The 20,150-nt window shown below is 42.1% G+C and carries 23 protein-coding genes; 10 read left to right on the top strand and 13 right to left on the bottom strand.

Annotated features, from left to right (window positions below; genetic code table 11):
* Positions 1-107: 107 nt before the first annotated feature.
* Entirely contained in the window at positions 108-1,706 is a 1,599-nt protein-coding gene (locus CXB77_RS05065) for a hypothetical protein (protein ID WP_105073053.1), read from the bottom strand.
* Between the two features lie 501 nt (positions 1,707-2,207).
* On the opposite strand from CXB77_RS05065, the gene CXB77_RS05060 reads away from it, so the two are divergent.
* From CXB77_RS05060 to CXB77_RS05040, 5 genes are all read left to right on the top strand, one after another.
* The gene (locus CXB77_RS05060; RefSeq protein ID WP_105073052.1) at positions 2,208-2,897 is read left to right on the top strand and encodes a recombinase family protein; all 690 of its coding nucleotides are present in this window, start codon (positions 2,208-2,210) and stop codon (positions 2,895-2,897) included.
* Positions 2,887-3,366: a hypothetical protein gene (locus tag CXB77_RS05055; protein ID WP_105073051.1), complete on the top strand. Its 480-nt coding sequence runs from the start codon at positions 2,887-2,889 to the stop codon at positions 3,364-3,366. The genes CXB77_RS05060 and CXB77_RS05055 overlap by 11 nt, the downstream gene beginning before the upstream one ends.
* Positions 3,367-3,514: 148 nt before the next feature.
* The gene (locus tag CXB77_RS05050) at positions 3,515-3,751 is read left to right on the top strand and encodes a hypothetical protein (RefSeq protein ID WP_105073050.1); all 237 of its coding nucleotides are present in this window, start codon (positions 3,515-3,517) and stop codon (positions 3,749-3,751) included.
* Between the two features lie 64 nt (positions 3,752-3,815).
* On the top strand, positions 3,816-4,076 hold the full coding sequence (locus tag CXB77_RS05045) for a FitA-like ribbon-helix-helix domain-containing protein (RefSeq protein WP_105073049.1): 261 nt from the start codon (positions 3,816-3,818) through the stop codon (positions 4,074-4,076).
* Positions 4,077-4,091: 15 nt separating this feature from the next.
* Positions 4,092-4,481: a type II toxin-antitoxin system VapC family toxin gene (locus CXB77_RS05040; protein WP_105073048.1), complete on the top strand. Its 390-nt coding sequence runs from the start codon at positions 4,092-4,094 to the stop codon at positions 4,479-4,481.
* A gap of 193 nt (positions 4,482-4,674) precedes the next feature.
* Here the strand turns inward: CXB77_RS05040 and CXB77_RS05035 are convergent, their stop codons facing one another.
* From CXB77_RS05035 to CXB77_RS19065, 3 genes are all read right to left on the bottom strand, one after another.
* The gene (locus tag CXB77_RS05035; RefSeq protein WP_105073047.1) at positions 4,675-5,178 is read right to left on the bottom strand and encodes a hypothetical protein; all 504 of its coding nucleotides are present in this window, start codon (positions 5,176-5,178) and stop codon (positions 4,675-4,677) included.
* Between the two features lie 134 nt (positions 5,179-5,312).
* Positions 5,313-5,612, bottom strand: a complete 300-nt coding sequence (locus tag CXB77_RS05030) for a hypothetical protein (protein ID WP_105073046.1) — start codon at positions 5,610-5,612, stop codon at positions 5,313-5,315.
* A gap of 185 nt (positions 5,613-5,797) precedes the next feature.
* The gene (locus CXB77_RS19065; protein WP_146108698.1) at positions 5,798-6,571 is read right to left on the bottom strand and encodes a hypothetical protein; all 774 of its coding nucleotides are present in this window, start codon (positions 6,569-6,571) and stop codon (positions 5,798-5,800) included.
* 117 nt (positions 6,572-6,688) lie between these two features.
* On the opposite strand from CXB77_RS19065, the gene CXB77_RS05020 reads away from it, so the two are divergent.
* From CXB77_RS05020 to CXB77_RS05000, 5 genes are all read left to right on the top strand, one after another.
* Complete coding sequence (locus tag CXB77_RS05020) at positions 6,689-7,483, top strand: ProQ/FINO family protein (protein ID WP_242445470.1); 795 nt, start codon at positions 6,689-6,691, stop codon at positions 7,481-7,483.
* A 25-nt stretch (positions 7,484-7,508) separates the two neighbouring features.
* A complete protein-coding gene (locus CXB77_RS19060; protein ID WP_146108697.1) occupies positions 7,509-7,871 on the top strand; it encodes a hypothetical protein in 363 nt (120 codons plus the stop codon).
* Positions 7,872-7,918: 47 nt separating this feature from the next.
* On the top strand, positions 7,919-8,245 hold the full coding sequence (locus CXB77_RS05015) for a hypothetical protein (RefSeq protein ID WP_105073044.1): 327 nt from the start codon (positions 7,919-7,921) through the stop codon (positions 8,243-8,245).
* A gap of 296 nt (positions 8,246-8,541) precedes the next feature.
* Positions 8,542-9,747 carry a replication protein gene (locus CXB77_RS05010; protein ID WP_105073043.1) on the top strand — a complete coding sequence of 402 codons (1,206 nt, stop codon included), beginning with the start codon at positions 8,542-8,544 and terminating at the stop codon, positions 9,745-9,747.
* Positions 9,748-11,129: 1,382 nt separating this feature from the next.
* On the top strand, positions 11,130-11,903 hold the full coding sequence (locus CXB77_RS05000) for a C-type lectin domain-containing protein (RefSeq protein WP_105073041.1): 774 nt from the start codon (positions 11,130-11,132) through the stop codon (positions 11,901-11,903).
* A gap of 172 nt (positions 11,904-12,075) precedes the next feature.
* On the opposite strand, the gene CXB77_RS04995 is transcribed toward CXB77_RS05000, so the two are convergent.
* From CXB77_RS04995 to CXB77_RS04955, 9 genes are all read right to left on the bottom strand, one after another.
* Positions 12,076-12,405, bottom strand: a complete 330-nt coding sequence (locus CXB77_RS04995) for an H-NS family nucleoid-associated regulatory protein (RefSeq protein ID WP_172452537.1) — start codon at positions 12,403-12,405, stop codon at positions 12,076-12,078.
* 176 nt (positions 12,406-12,581) lie between these two features.
* The gene (locus CXB77_RS04990) at positions 12,582-14,573 is read right to left on the bottom strand and encodes a UvrD-helicase domain-containing protein (protein ID WP_105073039.1); all 1,992 of its coding nucleotides are present in this window, start codon (positions 14,571-14,573) and stop codon (positions 12,582-12,584) included.
* A gap of 46 nt (positions 14,574-14,619) precedes the next feature.
* Positions 14,620-14,901, bottom strand: a complete 282-nt coding sequence (locus tag CXB77_RS04985) for a hypothetical protein (RefSeq protein ID WP_105073038.1) — start codon at positions 14,899-14,901, stop codon at positions 14,620-14,622.
* A 3-nt stretch (positions 14,902-14,904) separates the two neighbouring features.
* Positions 14,905-15,132 carry a hypothetical protein gene (locus CXB77_RS04980; RefSeq protein WP_105073037.1) on the bottom strand — a complete coding sequence of 76 codons (228 nt, stop codon included), beginning with the start codon at positions 15,130-15,132 and terminating at the stop codon, positions 14,905-14,907.
* A 19-nt stretch (positions 15,133-15,151) separates the two neighbouring features.
* Positions 15,152-15,334, bottom strand: a complete 183-nt coding sequence (locus CXB77_RS04975; RefSeq protein ID WP_146108696.1) for a hypothetical protein — start codon at positions 15,332-15,334, stop codon at positions 15,152-15,154.
* Positions 15,335-15,426: 92 nt separating this feature from the next.
* Positions 15,427-15,942: a siphovirus Gp157 family protein gene (locus CXB77_RS04970; protein ID WP_172452536.1), complete on the bottom strand. Its 516-nt coding sequence runs from the start codon at positions 15,940-15,942 to the stop codon at positions 15,427-15,429.
* A gap of 13 nt (positions 15,943-15,955) precedes the next feature.
* Positions 15,956-16,210, bottom strand: coding sequence for a hypothetical protein (locus CXB77_RS19055; RefSeq protein WP_146108695.1), 255 nt, complete (start codon positions 16,208-16,210; stop codon positions 15,956-15,958).
* 18 nt (positions 16,211-16,228) lie between these two features.
* Positions 16,229-16,990 carry a hypothetical protein gene (locus CXB77_RS04965; protein ID WP_146108694.1) on the bottom strand — a complete coding sequence of 254 codons (762 nt, stop codon included), beginning with the start codon at positions 16,988-16,990 and terminating at the stop codon, positions 16,229-16,231.
* 437 nt (positions 16,991-17,427) lie between these two features.
* Positions 17,428-20,115 (bottom strand): YfjI family protein, encoded by a 2,688-nt coding sequence (locus tag CXB77_RS04955; protein WP_146108693.1) that lies wholly within the window; start codon positions 20,113-20,115, stop codon positions 17,428-17,430.
* Positions 20,116-20,150: the final 35 nt, after the last annotated feature.

Genomic DNA, 20,150 nt, shown 5'->3' with positions numbered 1-20,150 from the left:
CTTTCGGGGGTTTTGGCAGTGCCGATCAGAGATGACCGGCTTGGTTTGGCTTCAATGGCAGGGATTCATAGATTCATGGATCCATCCTTGGATCACAGATACTTAGATTAGTTGGATGCTAATCCAATGGCTGGCTTGGATAGATCATTAACCATTTTCAGTATCTCTTCTGATTCAGCAGCATCATAGATGATTTCATGGGTATCTTCACTTGCTTCCTGCGAGCTAATCGGGCGTTTCCATTCCAATGTCATGCCCAGTTTTTCTTCAATGATCCGTTTGCAGTCATCAATAGGTGGAAAGATATGGCAAGTGCGATTCTTAAAGTCAAGATAGTTTGGTTCAGACCCTTTAATCTTGCTAGTTCCTAATGGCAGCCAGCGGTTCAGTTCCCGTCCAAACACGATTTGGTTGACTTTGATTGTTGCTCCTTTCTGTGCCTGTTCAAAGTGATACCAAAGCTCTGACTTAATGATCTTGCGGTCATTGTTGATAAGGCGATTCAACACAGTTGAGTCATCTAACAAGTCCACTAAAAAGCATAGTACTGGATTGGTTTCTAATTCCCGTTGCCCATTGGCGACAGAAGGAATCCCCTTTGCCCAGTTCATCTCGGCATTAGCACATTGGTACAAATAGCTGAGGAAGCTTTGTGCTGCTGTATCATTGAAGGTTGTCGGTTCAATGTGATCCACGTTGAGGAGGGTAAATACATTCTTCAAGCGTTTCGGTATCTCATAACCCACTTCACTCAGGAGAATGACTTGGGTGTAGTTTGGAACCTGCACCTGTTTACCCATTCCACGCATGGTCAGTTCACTGTGTGTAATCCATTCCAACAGTGACTTTTCACCAACCTTATCTGCCAACGTTAAGGTGCGACTCGAGATGATGACCAACGTGGGACGACTCAGACGGGTATACACCCAATTCAACTGATCGGGATGGGTGATAACAAGGCATCTCGAGCCGAAGATTTGCCGCAACAACGTGATGAGTAAATTAGTGAATACGGTCTCAGCACCAGTTAACTCAATTCCCATCCCAATTCCAGCGGCGCGGGGATAGGCAGCATGAGCGAGAAATTGCATGAAGAAGTCGAATGCTTGGGAGCCGTTGGCTTCTAACGCTTCACGGAAAGGTTTGATGATGGTGTCATCGGAAAAGTCGGATGGTTTAATCAGTAACGGGAGTAACAGGTTCAGCTCATCTTCGGAAACATCTTGGTCATCACGACGCACCACAAGGTTTCTGATCTCACGTTGTGCCGATTGTTGAAACAGATCAAAGATGTTGATACGACAGGGCTTGTCTTCTCTTAGGAGTTGGACATCGATGGTGAGGTGCGGATACAGCTTCTTAACTTCATTCAGATCAACCACTGCACAACCCAGTGGATACCCTTGTGAATCAACAGCTTGACGATCTAAAACGAAGTATTTCCCATCGATCAATGCAAACACATAACGCACCAGAAACTCTTGTATGCCTCTCAAGATGCGCTGTTTGCCAATTGATTCACCGACAATCAAGCGTTGCAGATACCGGTTTGTTGCGTGCTTCTGTTCGATTTCCACTTGCAAGTTTGTTGCTGCTTTCAGGAAAGGAATTGCAGGGTCAACGGTTTGGGAAGGAATAACTGGAGCTGGTGGTGTTTTGTAAATGATAGTGGGTTGAGTTGAGTTCTGTACTGATTCAGTAGACATGAAAAAGCCTCAAAATTAGGTAGTTAAAAGCAACTTGTTGTTAAAGATCAATACAACCTTGAAGGGTTGGGCACTGCATTAAACGTGATAACTATGAAGCAGGTTCTTACTACATCCTTGTCATAACATCCATGAATCTATGAATACGGTCTTGCACGATCTATGTCATCTAAGAATTACACCGATCTAGCCCTTCCTTGAAACGGAACGTGAACATAGGTGGTGTTTTTCTCTTTTCAAGTGCTGCTGCAAAAAAACTTTGCGATACCAAGACATCGGAACACCTCATCACTTGCCTCAGCAGTGTTCTGTGGGTCAACGCACGGGCGTACTTCGACATCGCCCTTTCCTCAATCCCGTTTTAGATACCCTAATTGACCTCCTCTAATAGCCATCATTGTCATTCATCATCATTGATGACTTGTGCCAGTTAAAGATCGTTTGATAAATTACCAGATAATTCTTATCATGTAACACATTAAATTATCAGATAATTGTACAATGCCAACAAAAACAATTGTATATCTGCGAACTTCGACCGGGTGGCAGGAGTTCGGGATTGATGCCCAGTTAGATCAATGCCATGCCTTTACTGACAAGGTTGATGCGGTATTTAGTGATGAAGGAATTAGTGGGAATGTGTCCCTTCATAAACGTCCCGGGTTATTAGCAGCACTTGATTCATTGCAGAACGGAGATGTGTTGCTGGTGGCTCGAAGGGATCGTCTGTGTCGTGGTGATCCCGTCTTGATAGCGATGATTGAACGGCTGGTTGAGAAACGGGGAGCAAGGATCATCAGTGCTGCGGGTGAAGGTACTGAAGGTGATGACCCAACCAACCGATTGATGCGAAGAATTGTCGATGCCTTTGCCGAGTATGAAATTCTCTTGGTTAAAGCCCGAACGACAGCGGCATTGCAAGCCAAGAAATCACGAGGAGAACGTACTGGAACTGTTCCTTATGGATACAAGTTGCATCCAATGAATCCAAAAGAATTGGTGATTGATGAGATTGAACAAAAGATTATTGTATTGATTAAAACACTTCGGGAAACTGGGCAATCATTACAGAAGATTGCGGATGTTTTGACTGCTCAAGGATACAAGCCTAGAGGCAAGAATTGGCATCGTCAGACCATTAATAACATTCTCAATTTCACCCATTCTGAGCGATTCAAACATGACCAATAGACAACAAACCAATAACCGTATTCAACAACAACGCTTGCGTAATCGGCGGAAAGAAGAGGGTTGGAAACGTGTGACTGTCTGGGTGTCACCGGAAGTAGCCAGTTGTCTGCAAGCCATTGATCCTAATCTAGGAACAGCAATTTATGAGGTGATCAATAAATTATCTGATAACAAACATAATAAATTATCTGATAATTTAGTTGAGCCTGTTGTTACCACAGATAACCCTGTTGATTCCGTTAATGATTTTGATCTGAGCGCGTCTAAGCATAAGAAGAGTACTGTTAAGTACCACGACAATATCAAGCTGATGGCATGGATGATGCGCTGCGATGGTTTAACACGGGCACAGATAGCCGATGCTATTCAATTAGAAGTTGGTGGACCTTTACCCAGGTCGTTTATGAGTCATGTCAATCGACTTATTAAGGCAGGGCAACGATTAGCGGAGAGTGATCGTAAAACTTGAATGGTTGTGATGCTATTAAATAACTTTGACCCGCCCTCGAGGTGGAATCATGTCACCGTCTGGTCAGATTGCAGCAGTTAGGTAGCGAGTCCGACTGCCAACTGTTGTAAAGTGTCGGATTCCTGCCAGCCAACTTGCCTGTTGAACCATGACTGAAGAGCAACGCCGTCTCCTGCAACAACAACTGTGGAACATTGCCAACACCTTTCAGATGGTTTGGCAACTGACAAGAGTTGCAACGCTAAATCCAATACAACAAAGATTGAAACCACAACGTATTGATACTGCAATCCCACCAATTACTAATTTATTGATTGGTATTATCAAACAGTCAACAATTGATGAAACTGATTATCAGCGTTATTTGCAGGATAAATATCTTTAGAAAATCGCCGTTATTAAAACAATTCAAAGCAATAACATTCATCGCTAACATTGGGAAAATAACCATGCCCACAATAACCTTGCATGATGTCCCTGACTCTTTACATCGACAGTTGGAGCAACAAGCCCAACAACATCATCGTTCAATTGACCGCGAAGTGATGGCACTATTGGAAACAGTGTTTAATCGCCCTATGACATCCAACCGCGAGGAACGGCTTGCAGCATTGTTGCGCATCAGTCGCCGGTGTGCGACTGCACCAGAATATGATTCACGTTCTGCGGATGACATCATCGGCTATGAAACCAATGGTTATCCGGCATGACAGGCAGCAATAATTATGGTGATTGATACCTCATCACTGATCTGTATTTTGCTGGGTGAACCGGAAGCGGAACAATACGCGCAACGCTTGGCTGAGTCAGAAATCAACGTCATGTCGGCAGTGACATGGCTCGAAACCCTACTCGTTATCACTGCCCGACGTGGTGATGTAGGGCGCGAAAGTCTTGCTGAATTGCTTGATCTTGTTGGAATTGTTATTGTGCCGGTAGATGCTGAATTAGCACAGATCGCCTATCGTGCTTGGTTGACGTATGGTAAAGGGCGGCATCCGGCGGGTCTAAACTTCGGTGACTGCTTTTCTTATGCTTTAGCTAAACATCGCCATGAACCGCTATTATTCAAGGGTAACGATTTTTCTCAAACCGATATTTTAATGACAAGCTAAACAGCGTGACCACCCAATCAGAATATGCTCTGGATTATGAACGGGTGCAAATTGATAACGAGAGCAAGGTGGTCATTTAACGGGTTAAAGAGCGGTTACAAGCCTTCATTGACACCTTTATTGAGGGGATGGGTGGAATTGAAGAAGTGGTGTGATGAGTTCAAAGCGGGGATAAAAATGTATGTGTCAGCTATTATTTCCCAGTACAGTAACTGGGAAAAGATTGTAGTTTTTCAATAGATGTTGGATTCCCTTCTAGGGCTTGTTTTGCAAGTTTTCCACATTTTGAATTGGGCTTTTCCGTGTAGTATTGAGCGACATTATCGGCACAAGCATTACATAATCCCATATCCGAAAACTTCTCCCTAGAGTACCCGTAACTTTTTCCTAATTCAGTGCGGCTTTTTGGTTTATACTTTTTCCCCAACACCCTTGCAATTGATTGGGCTTCTTTAGCATCAATATATCCGTCATCAATCAATCTATCTAAATCTTGATTTTTACCATTGCATAATCTACTAATAAAATCTTCATGATATCTGCTGTAATAACCATCAGGTAATCTTGCGATTTTGGCTAGTTCTTCCATTTTTTCATGATAGTTTTCATTCCCATATGTGACATCACTGCATTTTAACCCTGCATGAACTACTGAGGAAAGTCCGAACAAAAATACCAATAGTAGAAATTCTTTCATTTTAGTTCTTGAGTGTTTGCAGGAATGTCAGTTTATTTATTCTTACTTGCAGTGTTGCAAATTTGTTGCAGAACTAGATCCAAAACCATCAGGTGCATCAACAATACCATAAGTTAACATTTTATTATCAACACTTAGCATAAACGTTGAATCAATTGATTCACCTTCGCTTTCACAAGAAAATTTACCGACAAATGATGAATCTTTTTTACTATTCTCTTTAAGTTGCAGTGCATATCCATAACGCTGATGGACTTTCCATCAATCTGAATTGATGGGGTGCTGCGTCCATCAACTTGAACATCTCCGCTATTTTTACAATTCTTATTACCCCATTTGCCGTGGAATGAAGCGGGAATTGATTCTCCAGCTATCGCTAATCTGCTAAAAAGAAGAAAAGTTAAACTAATCAATATAATCTTTTGTGTTTCCATATTCTTTAAGTCCTCACGGGGAATGAAAGGTAAACCATGATCAACTACTACTCTTTGTAGTGGTAGTGATCCTAATCAGTAGGGCAAGAATCTCTTAATCCTTTGTAACTAAAGGATAAAAATCTTTACAACCCTATCGATTAGACCACTACCATTTTTTGATACATATATGCATTCTATACCAACTATAAAGGACCAGAAACAAACTCGAAATTTAGTGTATCATTAAACGTTCTTTTTACACTACCGTCTGAATTCCTAATAATTCCTTTACCATTCAGCGTTACTTTAGTTCCGTTGTTTGTAATTGGGCCACTTACACTATATTCAATTGGATCAAGACCACGAGAAAAACGCCTAGCTACGCCACTATACTTGGTGTTGTCAGTAGTACCAGAAAACAACACTGTTCCCTGCTCCACAAGACCTTTCATTCCCGATCTAGGTGTTACATAAACGAAGATTCGCCTATTTCCTTGCGCGAGTAGCCCCATTTTTGAGCCGTTGTGATTCCAATACGAAGCCAAACGTAAAGCTCCTACCTGTAATCTATTCTCATGGTTAGATAGTAAATTTGCAATACCAGGTAATGCAGTATTAACAAGGCGATTATATTCGTCCAATGACATACTTTCATGAATTGAATTTTTAAGTGTATCGAGAGATGGTGACGAATCACCTAAAGATGATTCTAAGTTTGTTATGCGATTTTGTAATTTTTCAACATCAGGCTTGCCAGTTGTATCATCCCAAATTCCGTCAATAACTTTTTCCAGTAAGTAACCGCCAATAAATTGGGCGGCAGATGCACCAAAGCTAGTTCCCGCAGCATGGACTTGAGATGTACACACTAAAAGAGCAAGCAACACTCGTAATACAGAACAAACTATTGAGTTCATCATAGTTGTTTTTCTTAAGCATGGACAATTAGTCAAGTTCTCAACATTGAGATTGACCACAGTGCGAGCCAGTAGTGGTTACTTTTGCGAGATGAACATATAGAATACATCCGCTTTATGTGGGTAGTGAAGCAGAAAAAGTCGATTAGATCAATAGCGTACTTAATGTTAATAAACTTGAATAAAATCAAACGAATGGATGACTTGAAGCCATCAGTGCCAAGTGACGAACCTGAGCAACAAGACGCTGATAAAATCCCAGTGCAGCCCTTGTTGGCACCACAGCTTGACATCATCGCACTCTATCCCGACTGCTTTGATCTGACTCGTCCACGTCCACTGAAGTTGAAGATTCATAAGGACTTGATCGCTGCTGGTCACAAACGGTCTGACATCAAGCATGTGTTGGGTCGGTATTGCGGACGCATTCGCTATCTTCAATCAGTGCAGCCTGGGGCTGTACGGGTTGATCTACAGGGACAACCTGCCGGTGAGGTGACTGAAGCTGAGTGTGACAGTCCACGCGAGAGGTTGGCACTGATTTGTGCGCAACGTTTAGCTATACCACTCAAGCCGAAACCGGTTAAGATAAAGAAGATTGAAAAGGTCAAAAAGCCCAAGGCAGTACAGGAAGCTAAACCTGTTCCACCACTTGATGCACCCTTGACCTCGGAGAGTATCGTGAGCGGTCGCCTTGAATTGACAGTGAAGTTTACTGAACCGCCTCAACCTGTTATCGTTAAGTCAGGCATGAAGATTGGTGTTCAGACTGACACTGCATTGGTGGTGACAACTTTGAAGCCGAAGGTCTGGAAGAAGCTGGAGAAGGCACAAGTTGACTGGACACAATGGGTTGCTGCAATGACTGGCAAGCTAGGTGCTCAAGTTGGCAGTGATGCGGGAACGATTGTGATGTTGGAAGAAGCGTCGTTACAGGTGTTTGAAAAGAAGGTGAAGGTTGAAAAGATTTAGTTAATCCAAATTGGGAATTGTAATAATGAGCTACTCTAGTTTTTTATTAAAAGCTGTCTTTATCATTTTTTTTCTTAATGGTTCTTTTTTGGCAACAGCCCAAGCATCGCAATCATTTCGTGGGAAATGTCTTTTAGAAGTTGAAGGCAAGAAATATATCAACGGATCATGTGATATTTCAATGCATGATGATGGAAGTTTTCAAGTATCTAAAAATAACCCACCACTCACCTATTTCGCACAGGTGTCAGTTACTGGTAAGAATGTAGCCGAAGGGAATTGGAACGGAGAAGAAGGGGCAACACACGCACATGATCCACTTGGAAATTTAGTTAGAAAAGGTGCATGTTGGCAAAATAAGCGTGTTAAAGTATGTGCTTGGAAGTAATCCAGTAGTGTTCCTTAAATTCCCCTTTCAACACTAAGAGCAACTGTATGAAAAAGGCACTTCCTGTATTGCTGGCTCTTTTTAGCGTACTCTTTTTTAACACAGCTAATGCAAAAGATCGAGTTATTGAAGGTGTTATATCAGATTATGCATGTGGGGATAATTGTTACTTAACGATTGTAGATGCCAAAGGTAAAGAGCGCGGTGGTTTATGTGGTGCGCCTTTATGTGAGAAATTTGATGAAGATGATATGTCTAAATTCAAGGGTAGAAAAGTGAGAGTAACTGTTGGACGCGGAGTGCAAAAAGACAGTGCAGGGAATGTTATGGGAAAGATGGATTTATTCAAAAAAATCATCTTGTTAAAAAAGTAAGAACATTAACTCGGGTTAATACTCACATGCATTCAACACAACAAAAAGCCGATTCAGTAATGAACCGGCTTTTTTTATAACATACTAAATTCTTTTAACCGGCTAAACCACTACACCCTAAGCAAGTTTCTGGTTTTGCCTTCACTGTACGCAATCAACGCCGCACTGACACTTAACAAATTGATCCGGTTTTATCGTTTCAAAACAGCATAAGTAGCCGCGCTGACTAAGGCTCAAGTTTACACGATCCGCCCCAACTAACAAGAGCCTCAGTTGATTGCGTCAAGGAAGCCCACATGGCACTTGGCATAACAAACACACTGAAAACCAACGATTTCCTCATCACTGAATGCGTTTCTGAAGCGCAGGAAGAGTCGTTCCCGTTACAGCTGCTCACAGCACAAGAGCACTTCAATTTGTTGCACCCGCGCCCAGCGTATGGTGTCACCGTGTTCTGGGAACAGCACAAGCCGAGTGGTGGCTGGAAAACACTCCGCTCTGATTCACTGAACCTAGCTGAGTTTCTCGCCGCCCAACAAGGTCAAAAAGACCGTTATCTCACTGTCAATGAGTTCTATCGCTGGCGCGTGACCAACCAGTTGAAATCGTTGCGAGCCTGTTATGTCGATATTGATGGCAATGTCGATATTGACAAGGCATTACAGCGACTTATTGAAATGGAGCTGCCTGAACCTTCCTTTGTGATCTACAGCGGTCGTGGTATGCACCTGTATTGGTTAATCAAACCAGTACCAGCCAAAGCCTTACCGGTCTGGCAAATGGTGCAGAACAAATTGGTTGAAGCCCTCATCCCGATTGGAGCTGATCCGGCTGTCAAGGATTGCACTCGAGTGTTGCGGCTGTGCGGAACGATCAACAGCAAAAACGGAGTTCAAGTCACTGGGAAAAAACTGACCGGGAAACGGTGGACACTGCATCAATTGTCTGATGCTGTATTGGGAAAACGCCCAGAATGGGTGCCATCCCAAAAACCAAGGTCAGCACAAGTGCACAGTTTCAGTGCAAAACCAAACGGACGTAAAAAGTACGGCAGCATCTACCAGTGGTGGTCTTTGGTACACCAAGATTTAATGAAGATTGGGGATTATTATTTACCCAGTGGTGGTATTCCAGAAGGTCATCGGGACATCTGGCTATTCTTAACCTTGCTTTCATTATCGTGGTTTGTGCCAGCAGCTCGTGTTAAAAGTGAAATGCTTAAACTGGCACGACGCTATACACCGGGACTAATGAACGATGTTCAACGCCAGATGCTTCCAATAATTAAACGCGCTGAAGCATCAATGCGTGGAGAAAAGATTGTATTCAACGGTAAAACAGTTGACCCACGTTATCAATTCAAGCGTGAAACTCTGTTTGAATGGATACAAGAGATCATCCCTGCTGAGTTGCAGTCAGAGCTGCGGGCAATCATTCCAGCGAGTTGCGGGCACAGCGTAGAAAGGAGCGGGACAAAGCACGTCCACCACGTGACCGGATGAAGGAAGGTCGTTATCAGGATCGTTACACCAAAGATGGTGTGCGAGAGAGTAATCGAGAGAAGCGGGAACAAGCTCGGCAGATGCGAGCCGAGGGGATGACCTTTCAAGCCATTGCAACTGCATTGGAGGTTTCCCCCCGTTGTGTTGTCCTGTGGACGCGGATTGTAGAAAGCCGCCCCTCTTTAATGCCCGCCCCCTCAGGGTCGCCTAGGGCAGTTATCCCCCTTGAGAATGACTGTGTTCAGGGGGGCATGGATCGGACATCGGTTGTTCCTGTGTTGAGTGGGGTTTCGGGTGGTTTGGTGGTTGAGTCTGATTGCTTGGGTGAGTCTGAACGGTTTGGGTTGGTTTTTCCAGTGTCATCGCATTGCTTAGGGTTGGAAGAGCCTTTAAGGGCAGTTCTGAGTGGTCTCAATGGCATTTTGAGTAGCTGGTTGGGTTGGCTGGTTTGGCTGGTGTTTCTTGTTGTGTTGAGGCTGTGAGTGGGTTTTAGGGTTGATGTTGACTTGAGTTATTATCTGAACTTTACGTTATCGTCAGGTTTGGGTTTGATTGTTTCAAGGGTTCAGGGGCTAACAACTCTGTTGCCATTGGTTCTGTTTTTTGAATTTCGATTTCGATGAGATTTTGTTTCATTCCAGTGGGAGAGTCTGAGGTTGGGTTGGTTAAACGGCTTGGTTCGGATTATTTCGGATTAAACGGTATTGTTGGTTTCAATAGGGCTTTCAGGTTATTTGAATAAGTTCAGAATGAATTTTTGAGGGTGGCTTTTCTATTACAGCATCATCGGTTATTCAATTGCTAATAACTTTTGATTGTCTCGAGGTTTGGTTGGTGTTGTGAGAGTGATTTAATGAATGGGTCTTAGTTGATCCAGCGACAACAGCTACAAGACAGCTACAACTTTTGGGTAGTTTGTCCTGTCTTTTCAATGGCTAATGAATCTGTTACCGTTGTAGCTGTTGTAGCCGTTCTTTTTTTGAAGTGAGCATTGATGATCCCGAAGAGACATTGGAGCCTGAGTTGGTGCTTACTGCGGAAGAAAGGTAGTTGATTCTGGATCAGCGGCAAGGGAAGGGTTGACGTTAAGAGTAAAAGGTGATTTAACTGTGATTTGTCTAGGTTGGATCATCGGTTGTGAAACGGTGACTCGCCGATGGCAGTGTGAATGTGGTTACATCTAGGGCTTTTCTTTTGTTGTGGTGGTGGATTGGTTCCTATTTTAGTGGAGCAACTATGGTTATCTTTATCAGTGTTGATGGATTTCTGAGGTTGGCTTTAGCCTCAGATTTGAGGTCAAAGTCTCGTTAGGCAAGGTCGTCCAAGCTTAAACTGAGTTGTGTGCTAATACTTGAAATCGTATTTCACATTGAGGATAAACAATGACAATTCATAAACCTTTAGCTACCTTTACCGTAGCGATACTGGCTTTGATCAGCGTAGCTCAAGCCGATTCAACTAAGTTGGTCAATCCGAATAATTGGCACACCTATCAAGGCATAGATAGTAATATGACTTGGGAGGATGGTGAAACCTATTGTAAAAGCAAGGGGGGACATCTGGCAACTATAACTTCATCAGAAGAAAATGAGTTTGTTTTCCAAAATATTGCAAAGAATATGAGCACAGGAGGTTCGTGGATTGGTGGTTGGGATTTAGGTGGTGACAATTGGACATGGATAACTGGCGAGAAACTTCTTTATACTAATTGGAGCCCAGGAGAACCAAATGATTCTGGTGACTCTATGCAGATATATACTAGCAATGGAATGTGGGATGACTATTGCGGATCGACTGAAACAAGTTGGGTTTGTGATTCTCCATTTAGTCAAAATTTTATTTGCGAATGGGATTACAGTTATAGCCAGTACCTAGATGTTATCACAATCCCAGACGTAAATGGCGACCAGATGATGGATCAGGTAGTATTAGCTATGAATTCCGGTAATTTTTATCTGAAAACGATTGACAGCGCTACTGGAAAACAATTAAAGCAAGTGGCGTTGGGTGCTGCAACGACCATCACGCCAAGTGCCTTGACTACGGTTGGTACGCAAATATCCGTACTTATAACAAAATCAACCGGTATAAGCGTCTTGCAATTACGTGATAATACAACCCTAGCCCTCGTCAAAACGCTAACGTTGCCAAAGTAAGCCAACCCACGAACTGTTCTGTTGTTAAAAGTAGGTAAAATCAAAAGCAGCTCACCCGGACGCTGCGCCGCTTGGGTTGCTTCTTTTGGCAACCCAACAACAGCAACCATCGAACCACGCAGACAGTGCCATTCTAAATTGAACCAGAATGTTTCGTGTTGGGTTCATTCCATCATGAATGGTTATGATCCTCAGAACTTTGACATTCAGATGATGGTTCAATCAGGAAATCATCATAGTTGCGACCTTTCATCCACCAGGGCGCACGACCGGCTCCACTCCATGTTTTGCCCGAATTGGGATCACGATATTTAGGAGGAAGAGGTGGTTTAACCGGTGTTTTCGGCTTCAACTGTGGGAAAACATCTTCAGCGGTAAGTGCATATTTCTCTAGCGAAGCTCTTAACTCTTTGATCTTACTACGCCGTTCTAGTTTGCGGGCAGCATCGATTTCCTGTTGCAGGATTTCCTGTTGTTGGAGCAGTTCATCAAGGGTTGACATGGATCGGTTCTCAAATACAAGGAAGTGTTGAAAGATACATGATTCAGTTAACAAAATCATCAGGTGTTGGAATAAGGCACTCTATTGTGTTATGAAATAAATCCATTCTTAATAATTGAATGGTTTAATGATCGATCAGGAAACACCGGTTAATGATGCTCCCAATCGATCAATGATTATTGCATGGTCATTGCCATTCGTTCTTTCACTCGCATGACTGCCTCATTGTATTGAGCCACCTTGTTAAACCGGACATTCTCAACGAATTCTCCTGGAATCTCGTTCATAAAGCGAGAAGGTTTTGAATTCCATTCTCGTCCGTGAATCAACCGGCTTTCCGCATGAGTCATAAACAATTGTTCCATCGCTCTTGTCATGCCGACATAGCACAATCGCCTTTCTTCTTCAAAACGATCCCGATCATGTAATGACATGCTGTGCGGGAATAATCCCTCCTCGAGTCCGACTAGAAAGACTACTGGGAACTCCAGCCCTTTTGCAGCGTGGAGTGTCATCAACTGCACTGCATCGTGATCTTCATCATCAGTCATCTCGTTTGCTTCCAAGGCAACATGATTCAGGAACACCGTTAAAACATCACCATCTTCTATGTCCCAGCTCCGTTCAAAGCGAGCGGCTGTTTCAACCAACTGATCCAGATTCTCAACGCGCTCCTCCCCCTTTCCATCAGGTTGCTTGAGATAAAACTCCTGTAACTCTGTCTGTTTAATGAGTTGATTCAACCGTGTTGCCAATTTCATCTTTCCACTGTGATGAGTTTGAATCAAATTCACAAACGCTGTGAGTGATTCACCAACTTTCTTGGTCAAGCCTTTCTTTTCAATCAAGTCCAGTGTTGCTTCCCATAATGAACCAGATATTATATGCGCATGTTTTCGTAACAGCTCAATGGTACGTTCACCAATTCCACGAGTTGGAACATTCACAATGCGCTCAAAGGCAAGGTCATCATTGCAGTTTGCGATCAAGCGTAAATATCCCAACGCATCTCGAACTTCCGCTCTTTCAAAGAAGCGTAATCCATTATGGATGCGATAAGGAATGCCTGCACGAATCAATCGTTCTTCAAACATCCGTGATTGTGCTGAAGTCCGATATAAGATTGCATAGTCTTTATAACATCGGTGATTCATGGTCAATGTTTGACCAATGCGATCAATCACGAAACGGGCTTCATCACCGGCATCAATAGCCGTATAATGACAGATTAAAGAACCTGTTAATTGTTGTGTCCACAGATTCTTACCGAATCGATTCCGATTGTGTGCAATCACGGCATTGGCGGCATTCAGAATGTTGCTGGTGGAACGATAGTTTTGTTCCAATCGTAATACCTGCACATTGAGATAATCTTGTTTCAATGCCTTCAGGTTGGCAACCTTCGCTCCTCTCCATCCGTAAATGGATTGGTCATCATCTCCAACTGCACAGATGAAGTTATTGCTGGTAGATAACATCCTCAACCATTCATATTGCATGGTATTCGTGTCTTGGAATTCATCAACCAGAATCTGTTGAAAGCGGCTTTGATAGTGTTGACGAATATCCCGATGATCCCGCAATAATTCATAAGCACTCAACAATAAGTCAGCGAAATCAAGGGCTTTATTCTGTTGTCGTTGCAATTCATATTCAGTATAGATATTGCGCAGAACAGCTAACTTCTGATCCTCTCCAACTTCCACTTGGTGCGGATGAAGTCCATTCTCCTTAGCATTGTTGATAACGCTCAACACCCATTTAATCGGGTAAGTAGTGTCATCAATCTGCATCGTTGTCATCACTCGTTTCAATAAACGACGCTGATCCTCTGCATTAAGAATCTGGAAGTCTTTATCTAACTGTGCCGCTTGCCAATGCAGCCTTAATAGACGATGTGCCAATCCATGAAACGTTCCAATCCATAACCCATTCAATGCAGTATCAAGATTGGCTTCTAATCGGTGTTTCAATTCAGTTGCTGCCTTGTTGGTAAATGTCACTACTAACAAGGATTCAACTGGAATGTGATGATGTTCTATCAACCATCCTATTCGTTCCACTAAGACACGGGTCTTTCCAGAACCAGCTCCAGCTAGAACCAGCATATTGCTCAATGGTGCAGTGACCACTTTCAGTTGAGCAGGATTGAGTGCATTCAGATTCATTGTTAATTCCTCAAATTAAAGAGGTGCCGTAGCACCTCAAGGGGGGTTAATACTCTTCTGGTAATAGAAGAGTAGTAACAGTTCGATCCGCTTCAGTAATGATCCAGATGCGCAAGTCATCCTGTAATGGATAGACTGACAGCACTCTGTTTCCTTCCACTACAGCACGATCATTTTCATGTTGATCTTCACTGCTGATCTCTCCCCAATTGCCTTGGCGATGCCGAAACAATAGGAAGAGTGGAGATATTGCACATTCTTTTAATGCGGAATGTGCTCCATCAGTAATGACAATTTCACCTAGTGGGAACTTGAATGTGATTGACATGGATTACACCGTTGTTAATCGGCGTAAATGTTGGAATCTGATTGGGGAATCAAGTTCCATCTTGTAACGCAGGTCGCAGAGATGATTGAATTCATCATTGCTCAAAATGAATTGAGTACAATGACGTTGTTCATCCATCAAGATCATAGTGATTGTGCCAGTGGCATCTTCACCAAGGGTTAAGGTCGTATCACGAGGTTCGATTAAATCGAATTGATATAAGTGACGCATCTTGTTGATCCTCAAAGGGTTAAAAGGGAATATCATCATCATTGAATTGGCTCCATTCAGCGGGTATTGCCGATGGATTCATATCCGTTGGTAATGATTCATCATCATCACAATAGAGCCGTTGGATTTCTTCATAATCAATGTAGTCAATACATGAAGGAAACCAATAGGTTGGTTGTGTTAATGCAGTTATTTCAGGCATAACAACTCCTGATGCAATTCGCATCATCAATTGAGAGAGATAAAAAAGGGCTGACAAGTGCCAGCCCTCAGTGGGTTAAAACCAGTGATGAATTAACGCAAGGTTAAACTCACACCAGTTTCAAGGTGAACTCCGGGAATGAAATCAACTCCTAAACGAAGTTGTTCCTGCATCCAATTCTTGCGAATGTGGGTCAAGGTCTCAACTTCCTTGAATTGATCAGGGATCATTGATTCATCGTCCACAATGATTCGAGCAGGTGTCTTACGAAGCCGGATAATGATCTGGTTACTCTTCAGTTCAGTCTTGTTGACTTTCTGGAGTTGAGTTATTAGATAATTCCGCAAGAATTCGGAACGTGATTCAAGTGCCTTGCGACGATTGCGAATAGATTTTTCTGTCAAGGCGACAGCCTCGGCTTCCAATTCTAATTCACGGGTATAACAAGCAACGGCTAATGCCTTGTCCGTGAACTGGTCATCCAGTTGCAGTTGATCCAGTGTGTTTTGCACCAATTGGTGAAGCGTTGTTGGATCATCAGAATCAGATTCCATCAATGACAGAATGTCACGATAATCATCGGCAATCTGGTATAGGGTAATACTCATGTTGTTCTCCTCATTAAAACTGGATGTTGTCTTCAGGGTTCTTGGATGATCCATTGCGAGGTTCATAAGGAAACGCTGAAAGCATTCCATTGAACTCAGGATCAATTGGAAGTGAATCTAAACGGACAGAAATCCGTTCTCCGTACTTAGACTCAGGTTCAATCGTCAAACGACCAACCTGAATCCACATCTTCTTTTCAGTGTGATCTGCTGCCTGATATTTCTTGCCATAAGCAAGATTAAACACGCGCTTGTTGTCAGTAGTCATTATTCTCTCCAAAGTTGATTAAGCTGCGGCAGAAAGTTCTGGCAGTTTCTTCATAACGAAGTCAAACAATGCAGTAGGTAATTCATTCAAGGATCTTATTGATCCTAATGATTTTGCTGATGCAATTTTATTGCAATAGGCAATAAACCGTTCATTGTCCAGATTCAACTTAGTAAGTTGATTCGATAATTCACGATGTTGCGCTTCTGTAATACAGGTTGAAGATGAAGTTGAGGGTTTATTCTCATTCATCGTTCTCAGGTTTTTCATATCTTCAAGGTCTTGTGTAAAGACCTCAGATAAACCAGCCAGGCGTAAAACCGCATCACAATGTGCTGATTTGCATGACATTTTCAAAATTTTATTAATGTCACCATAATCTTGTTTAAGACTTCTGGCACCAACTCCATCTGCGAGGGTTTGTCCATGAATGTTTTTCAATTCACAACGCACCATCACATATTCAGGGATCAAACCTTGTAATAAGGCTTGTTCTGTTTCCTTCAGTGAAGGAAAGTGAACTGTTATTCCTAACATCCCGCAAATCTTCTCAGCACCGGGTTTGAATAAACTGGGCTTTGAAGGTCCACGTTTGGTTGGAATAGAACCGTAATCGACACCTTCTTTCAAAGATGACCGAATCCAATTCAGTAACAGTTGTCTGTTCTGACTACGCCGTTCTAAATCTGCGTTAAATATGTTTGGTGGCAAATCCATTGGGTTCGCCATTTTTATTGATGACTCATCATCAATGACGATAGCCATTTCTTGGCTCGACATGTATTGAACTCCATTAAAGAGACAATCAAATCGGCATTCCCGTGAAGGAACACCGATTTGATCAGGGATATCTTGGCTGACACAAATGCGTGAGCATTCATGGCGGAGGCACAGCGCAAGAAAAGTTTAAGGAAGTGGAGTAATAACAGTGTAAACACCATTATTAAACATCGTCCTTAATTTATAATATCTCTATCAATTATTTGAAAACCCATTTCATATGCACATGACATATACAGAGATAATCAATCAGAATTGAATGGATTGATTGTTACCATAAATAAGTAACCAATTTTCAAAGTCGGGGGCTTTTGGGGCTTTCGGGTGTGCAGTTTGGAAGGGCGAGGGATTCAGCCGTTAGGGTGGTGGGCACTGGCAGGGACAGGCGGCAAGGTTAAAAAAAGCCCCCAGTGAAGGGGGCTGATATAAAAGATGATTTAGAATGATGTAGAACTTAACATTTCAAGGAACTCGGAATCAGGCTCTGAATCAAGTTCGGGATCATTATAATTACTGTTCATGGATACTTTAAGTAAATGTTCTCTTAATGCTTCTAATTTAGGGCGGGCTGGTTGCACAGCCTGCTCTATTATTGGACAATCATAAGCAGCAGGATTGATTTGAATCTTTTTGGCTGGGCGACCACCAGTTCCAACTTCAATGACTTTTAACCAGTTTAATTTCTCAATGGTTTTTAATGTTTCTAAAACAATGGTTTCTTTATTTAAGTGTTTCCAATCCTTCTTAATCAATTCAGCAACAGTTAGATTATCAATTTGATGGTCTTTAATCTTTCTCAACAAAGCAAGGGCTGATACATTCTGTTGATTTTGTTGATTCACTCCATAAATCTTACGCGCATGGGATTCCAGATATTCACAAGTGGCAATAGCACGTAAGAGACAAGTTTGTGAAATCATCTGAGCACGATCATCTACAATGAATTGAAACAGCAAAGCCAGTTTTGGGCATAGAGAAGTATATTTATTTAGATGATCGATAAATGAGGAAACTTTTTGCTCGTCGTTACTCATATTAAGGACACGGTTCTTCAGTGCAATGAACCATTCCTTAAATGTGATTTGAGCTTCCGGTGAGAAATGAAGACCTGAAATATCACTTTGGTACCAATTCAATGGTGGTTTATAATGATCCAAACGATTAAAGACATCAGCCACTTCTTTCAGGAGTGTAGGACTAATCAAATTATCAACCCAGTTAAATGTTGACATAGGGTCAGGATAAACAGCGAATTGAAACCTTTGAACTAATCCATCGGCACTGCTACCAATATAACCTACGTACACTTCTGGTTGAATTGTCCCTAATAAAGAAATACACAACTTCTTAATTACATTTGAGCCACGACTAATGCGATCAATGCGCTTATTAACTGATTTTCCATTCCACGCTTCAATGATACTTGTACGACTATCTTCCCGCCCTGGCTTCTTAAAACTATCAAGTGTCGTAGCTAACTCATCGTTGTAATACAGGACTCCTTGTGGATTTTCCATACAGATTTCAAAAGTCTTTTCAATGGTACTATCATTGACAATATAACGTTTTTGATCTGGCTTTTTTGGTTCTTGGGTTACCAGTAAATCAATCTTAGCTTTTTCTATTGCAGCAGTGTTAAGATCACCTTTCTTCATTGCAGCTTTATGATTTTCCTTTGCAGCAATCAATGAGCTTTCATGAGTGATTTTATTTGAATTATATTGTTTTTCCATTGGTTTATACTTCACATCTTCCTGATCCTGTAATGGATGAATAAAACTTACAGCATCTGCCACAGGACTAGATTTATTGCTTCCGGGATTGGCAATAACTACTCCCCATAAGTGTGGATATTCATACCACTTATCCTTTTTCTTGGGGAAAACAGCGACCTTAGTTCCGAGTACAGTACTCAACGCGACAACAATACCAGCCATTGCAAAATCAGGTGGAGTGCTGTAATTGGCTGATGCTTCCATTACCCATTGCGAGATTGGATCGGGTAATAACTCAGGTTCAAATGTAGCAACTTTTTCTACGCTTAATGGTTGTGGTGGTTTCCAAGTGGGTTCATCGGTCTTTTCATACAGTGCCTTAAACTCTGCCCAATGGTTATTGGCACAACTGTTTGTAAAACAGGAGTAATCAATGCCACCATCTGAGAAGATCGTAATATGCCCTTTCTTCTTATGTTCAGGATTAAATGGACAATCTAAGATATAAACCAGCCGTCCATCTGTTTCATGCTTCTCAGTTCCAATCAGTTCAGGAAGATATTGTTTAATCCATGCTTTACGGCGCTCAATTGCCTGTAGGTCAGGTTCTTTATTCTGATCAAGTGTTGTGAATTCTTTGGTTATAACATGAGGTGACAACTGTTGATTGATAGCTTCAATTTGCATTGAATTGATTCCACCCGGAACTGCACTGGGTGACATGAGCAGTTCTGACATGCGCCATAAACTCGGATCACTACCTTTACAGGCACGAGTTCCGGGAATCTTGGTGATGCGTGACAGGTCATACACAACAACATCAATCGTTGCACCTTGCTCTTTAGGATCAGGAGTGAACTTATCCTTTAACCCTTTCAATAATGCTTTATACGGAGTTGAATCAAGAGTGCTGTCATTATCAAGTGGATAATACAAATGGAATCCATTGCCACTATCAAGACCAATTGCATTTGACCAACCTTCGTCAGACAACCATTGATGAATTTCTTTGACAACATTGCCTGCCTTCTCTTTCTGTTCTTCAGTGGCACTGGTTTTAGATGGACGTTCTGCATCAATGTCGATCATTAAAAACTTGCGTTGAAGAATGTCTTTACTTCCTGCACTTCCATTGCCATTGCCATAACTCAGTTGATTCAACATTGCGTTCTGTACGAGAGCACATTCTGGATTCAGTGGGTTCAATGTATGGAAAAAGCCCTTGGCTTGACTAATCCTTTGCAGTTGTTCTGGTACAAGTTGCGGATCATTGAAGATGCCAGAAACGATATTAGGATAACTTCCATCTAATGTTGCTTCTAAAATGCGGATTTCAAAAAAGGTGTTAATAGGATGGAATAACAATAATCCTTTAACTACTTTATCGGGTTCATATAATTCAATGTTCATAAATAAAATGCCATAATAAAATGATGACAAACCAT

Origin of the sequence: Chromatium okenii (genome assembly GCF_002958735.1) — a bacterium.
GTDB lineage: Bacteria > Pseudomonadota > Gammaproteobacteria > Chromatiales > Chromatiaceae > Chromatium > Chromatium okenii_A.
The sequence above is the reverse complement of the archived record's forward strand: the minus strand, read 5'-3'. Positions and strand labels throughout refer to the sequence as shown.

Coding starts and splice junctions, on each gene's coding strand:
- CXB77_RS05065 (WP_105073053.1), bottom strand. CDS start 1,706: ATGTCTACTGAATCAGTACAGAACTCAACTCAACCCACTATCATTTAC.
- CXB77_RS05060 (WP_105073052.1), top strand. CDS start 2,208: ATGCCAACAAAAACAATTGTATATCTGCGAACTTCGACCGGGTGGCAG.
- CXB77_RS05055 (WP_105073051.1), top strand. CDS start 2,887: ATGACCAATAGACAACAAACCAATAACCGTATTCAACAACAACGCTTG.
- CXB77_RS05050 (WP_105073050.1), top strand. CDS start 3,515: ATGACTGAAGAGCAACGCCGTCTCCTGCAACAACAACTGTGGAACATT.
- CXB77_RS05045 (WP_105073049.1), top strand. CDS start 3,816: ATGCCCACAATAACCTTGCATGATGTCCCTGACTCTTTACATCGACAG.
- CXB77_RS05040 (WP_105073048.1), top strand. CDS start 4,092: ATGGTGATTGATACCTCATCACTGATCTGTATTTTGCTGGGTGAACCG.
- CXB77_RS05035 (WP_105073047.1), bottom strand. CDS start 5,178: ATGAAAGAATTTCTACTATTGGTATTTTTGTTCGGACTTTCCTCAGTA.
- CXB77_RS05030 (WP_105073046.1), bottom strand. CDS start 5,612: ATGGAAACACAAAAGATTATATTGATTAGTTTAACTTTTCTTCTTTTT.
- CXB77_RS19060 (WP_146108697.1), top strand. CDS start 7,509: ATGAGCTACTCTAGTTTTTTATTAAAAGCTGTCTTTATCATTTTTTTT.
- CXB77_RS05015 (WP_105073044.1), top strand. CDS start 7,919: ATGAAAAAGGCACTTCCTGTATTGCTGGCTCTTTTTAGCGTACTCTTT.
- CXB77_RS05010 (WP_105073043.1), top strand. CDS start 8,542: ATGGCACTTGGCATAACAAACACACTGAAAACCAACGATTTCCTCATC.
- CXB77_RS05000 (WP_105073041.1), top strand. CDS start 11,130: ATGACAATTCATAAACCTTTAGCTACCTTTACCGTAGCGATACTGGCT.
- CXB77_RS04995 (WP_172452537.1), bottom strand. CDS start 12,405: ATGTCAACCCTTGATGAACTGCTCCAACAACAGGAAATCCTGCAACAG.
- CXB77_RS04990 (WP_105073039.1), bottom strand. CDS start 14,573: ATGAATCTGAATGCACTCAATCCTGCTCAACTGAAAGTGGTCACTGCA.
- CXB77_RS04985 (WP_105073038.1), bottom strand. CDS start 14,901: ATGTCAATCACATTCAAGTTCCCACTAGGTGAAATTGTCATTACTGAT.
- CXB77_RS04980 (WP_105073037.1), bottom strand. CDS start 15,132: ATGCGTCACTTATATCAATTCGATTTAATCGAACCTCGTGATACGACC.
- CXB77_RS04975 (WP_146108696.1), bottom strand. CDS start 15,334: ATGCCTGAAATAACTGCATTAACACAACCAACCTATTGGTTTCCTTCA.
- CXB77_RS04970 (WP_172452536.1), bottom strand. CDS start 15,942: ATGAGTATTACCCTATACCAGATTGCCGATGATTATCGTGACATTCTG.
- CXB77_RS19055 (WP_146108695.1), bottom strand. CDS start 16,210: ATGACTACTGACAACAAGCGCGTGTTTAATCTTGCTTATGGCAAGAAA.
- CXB77_RS04965 (WP_146108694.1), bottom strand. CDS start 16,990: ATGTCGAGCCAAGAAATGGCTATCGTCATTGATGATGAGTCATCAATA.
- CXB77_RS04955 (WP_146108693.1), bottom strand. CDS start 20,115: ATGAACATTGAATTATATGAACCCGATAAAGTAGTTAAAGGATTATTG.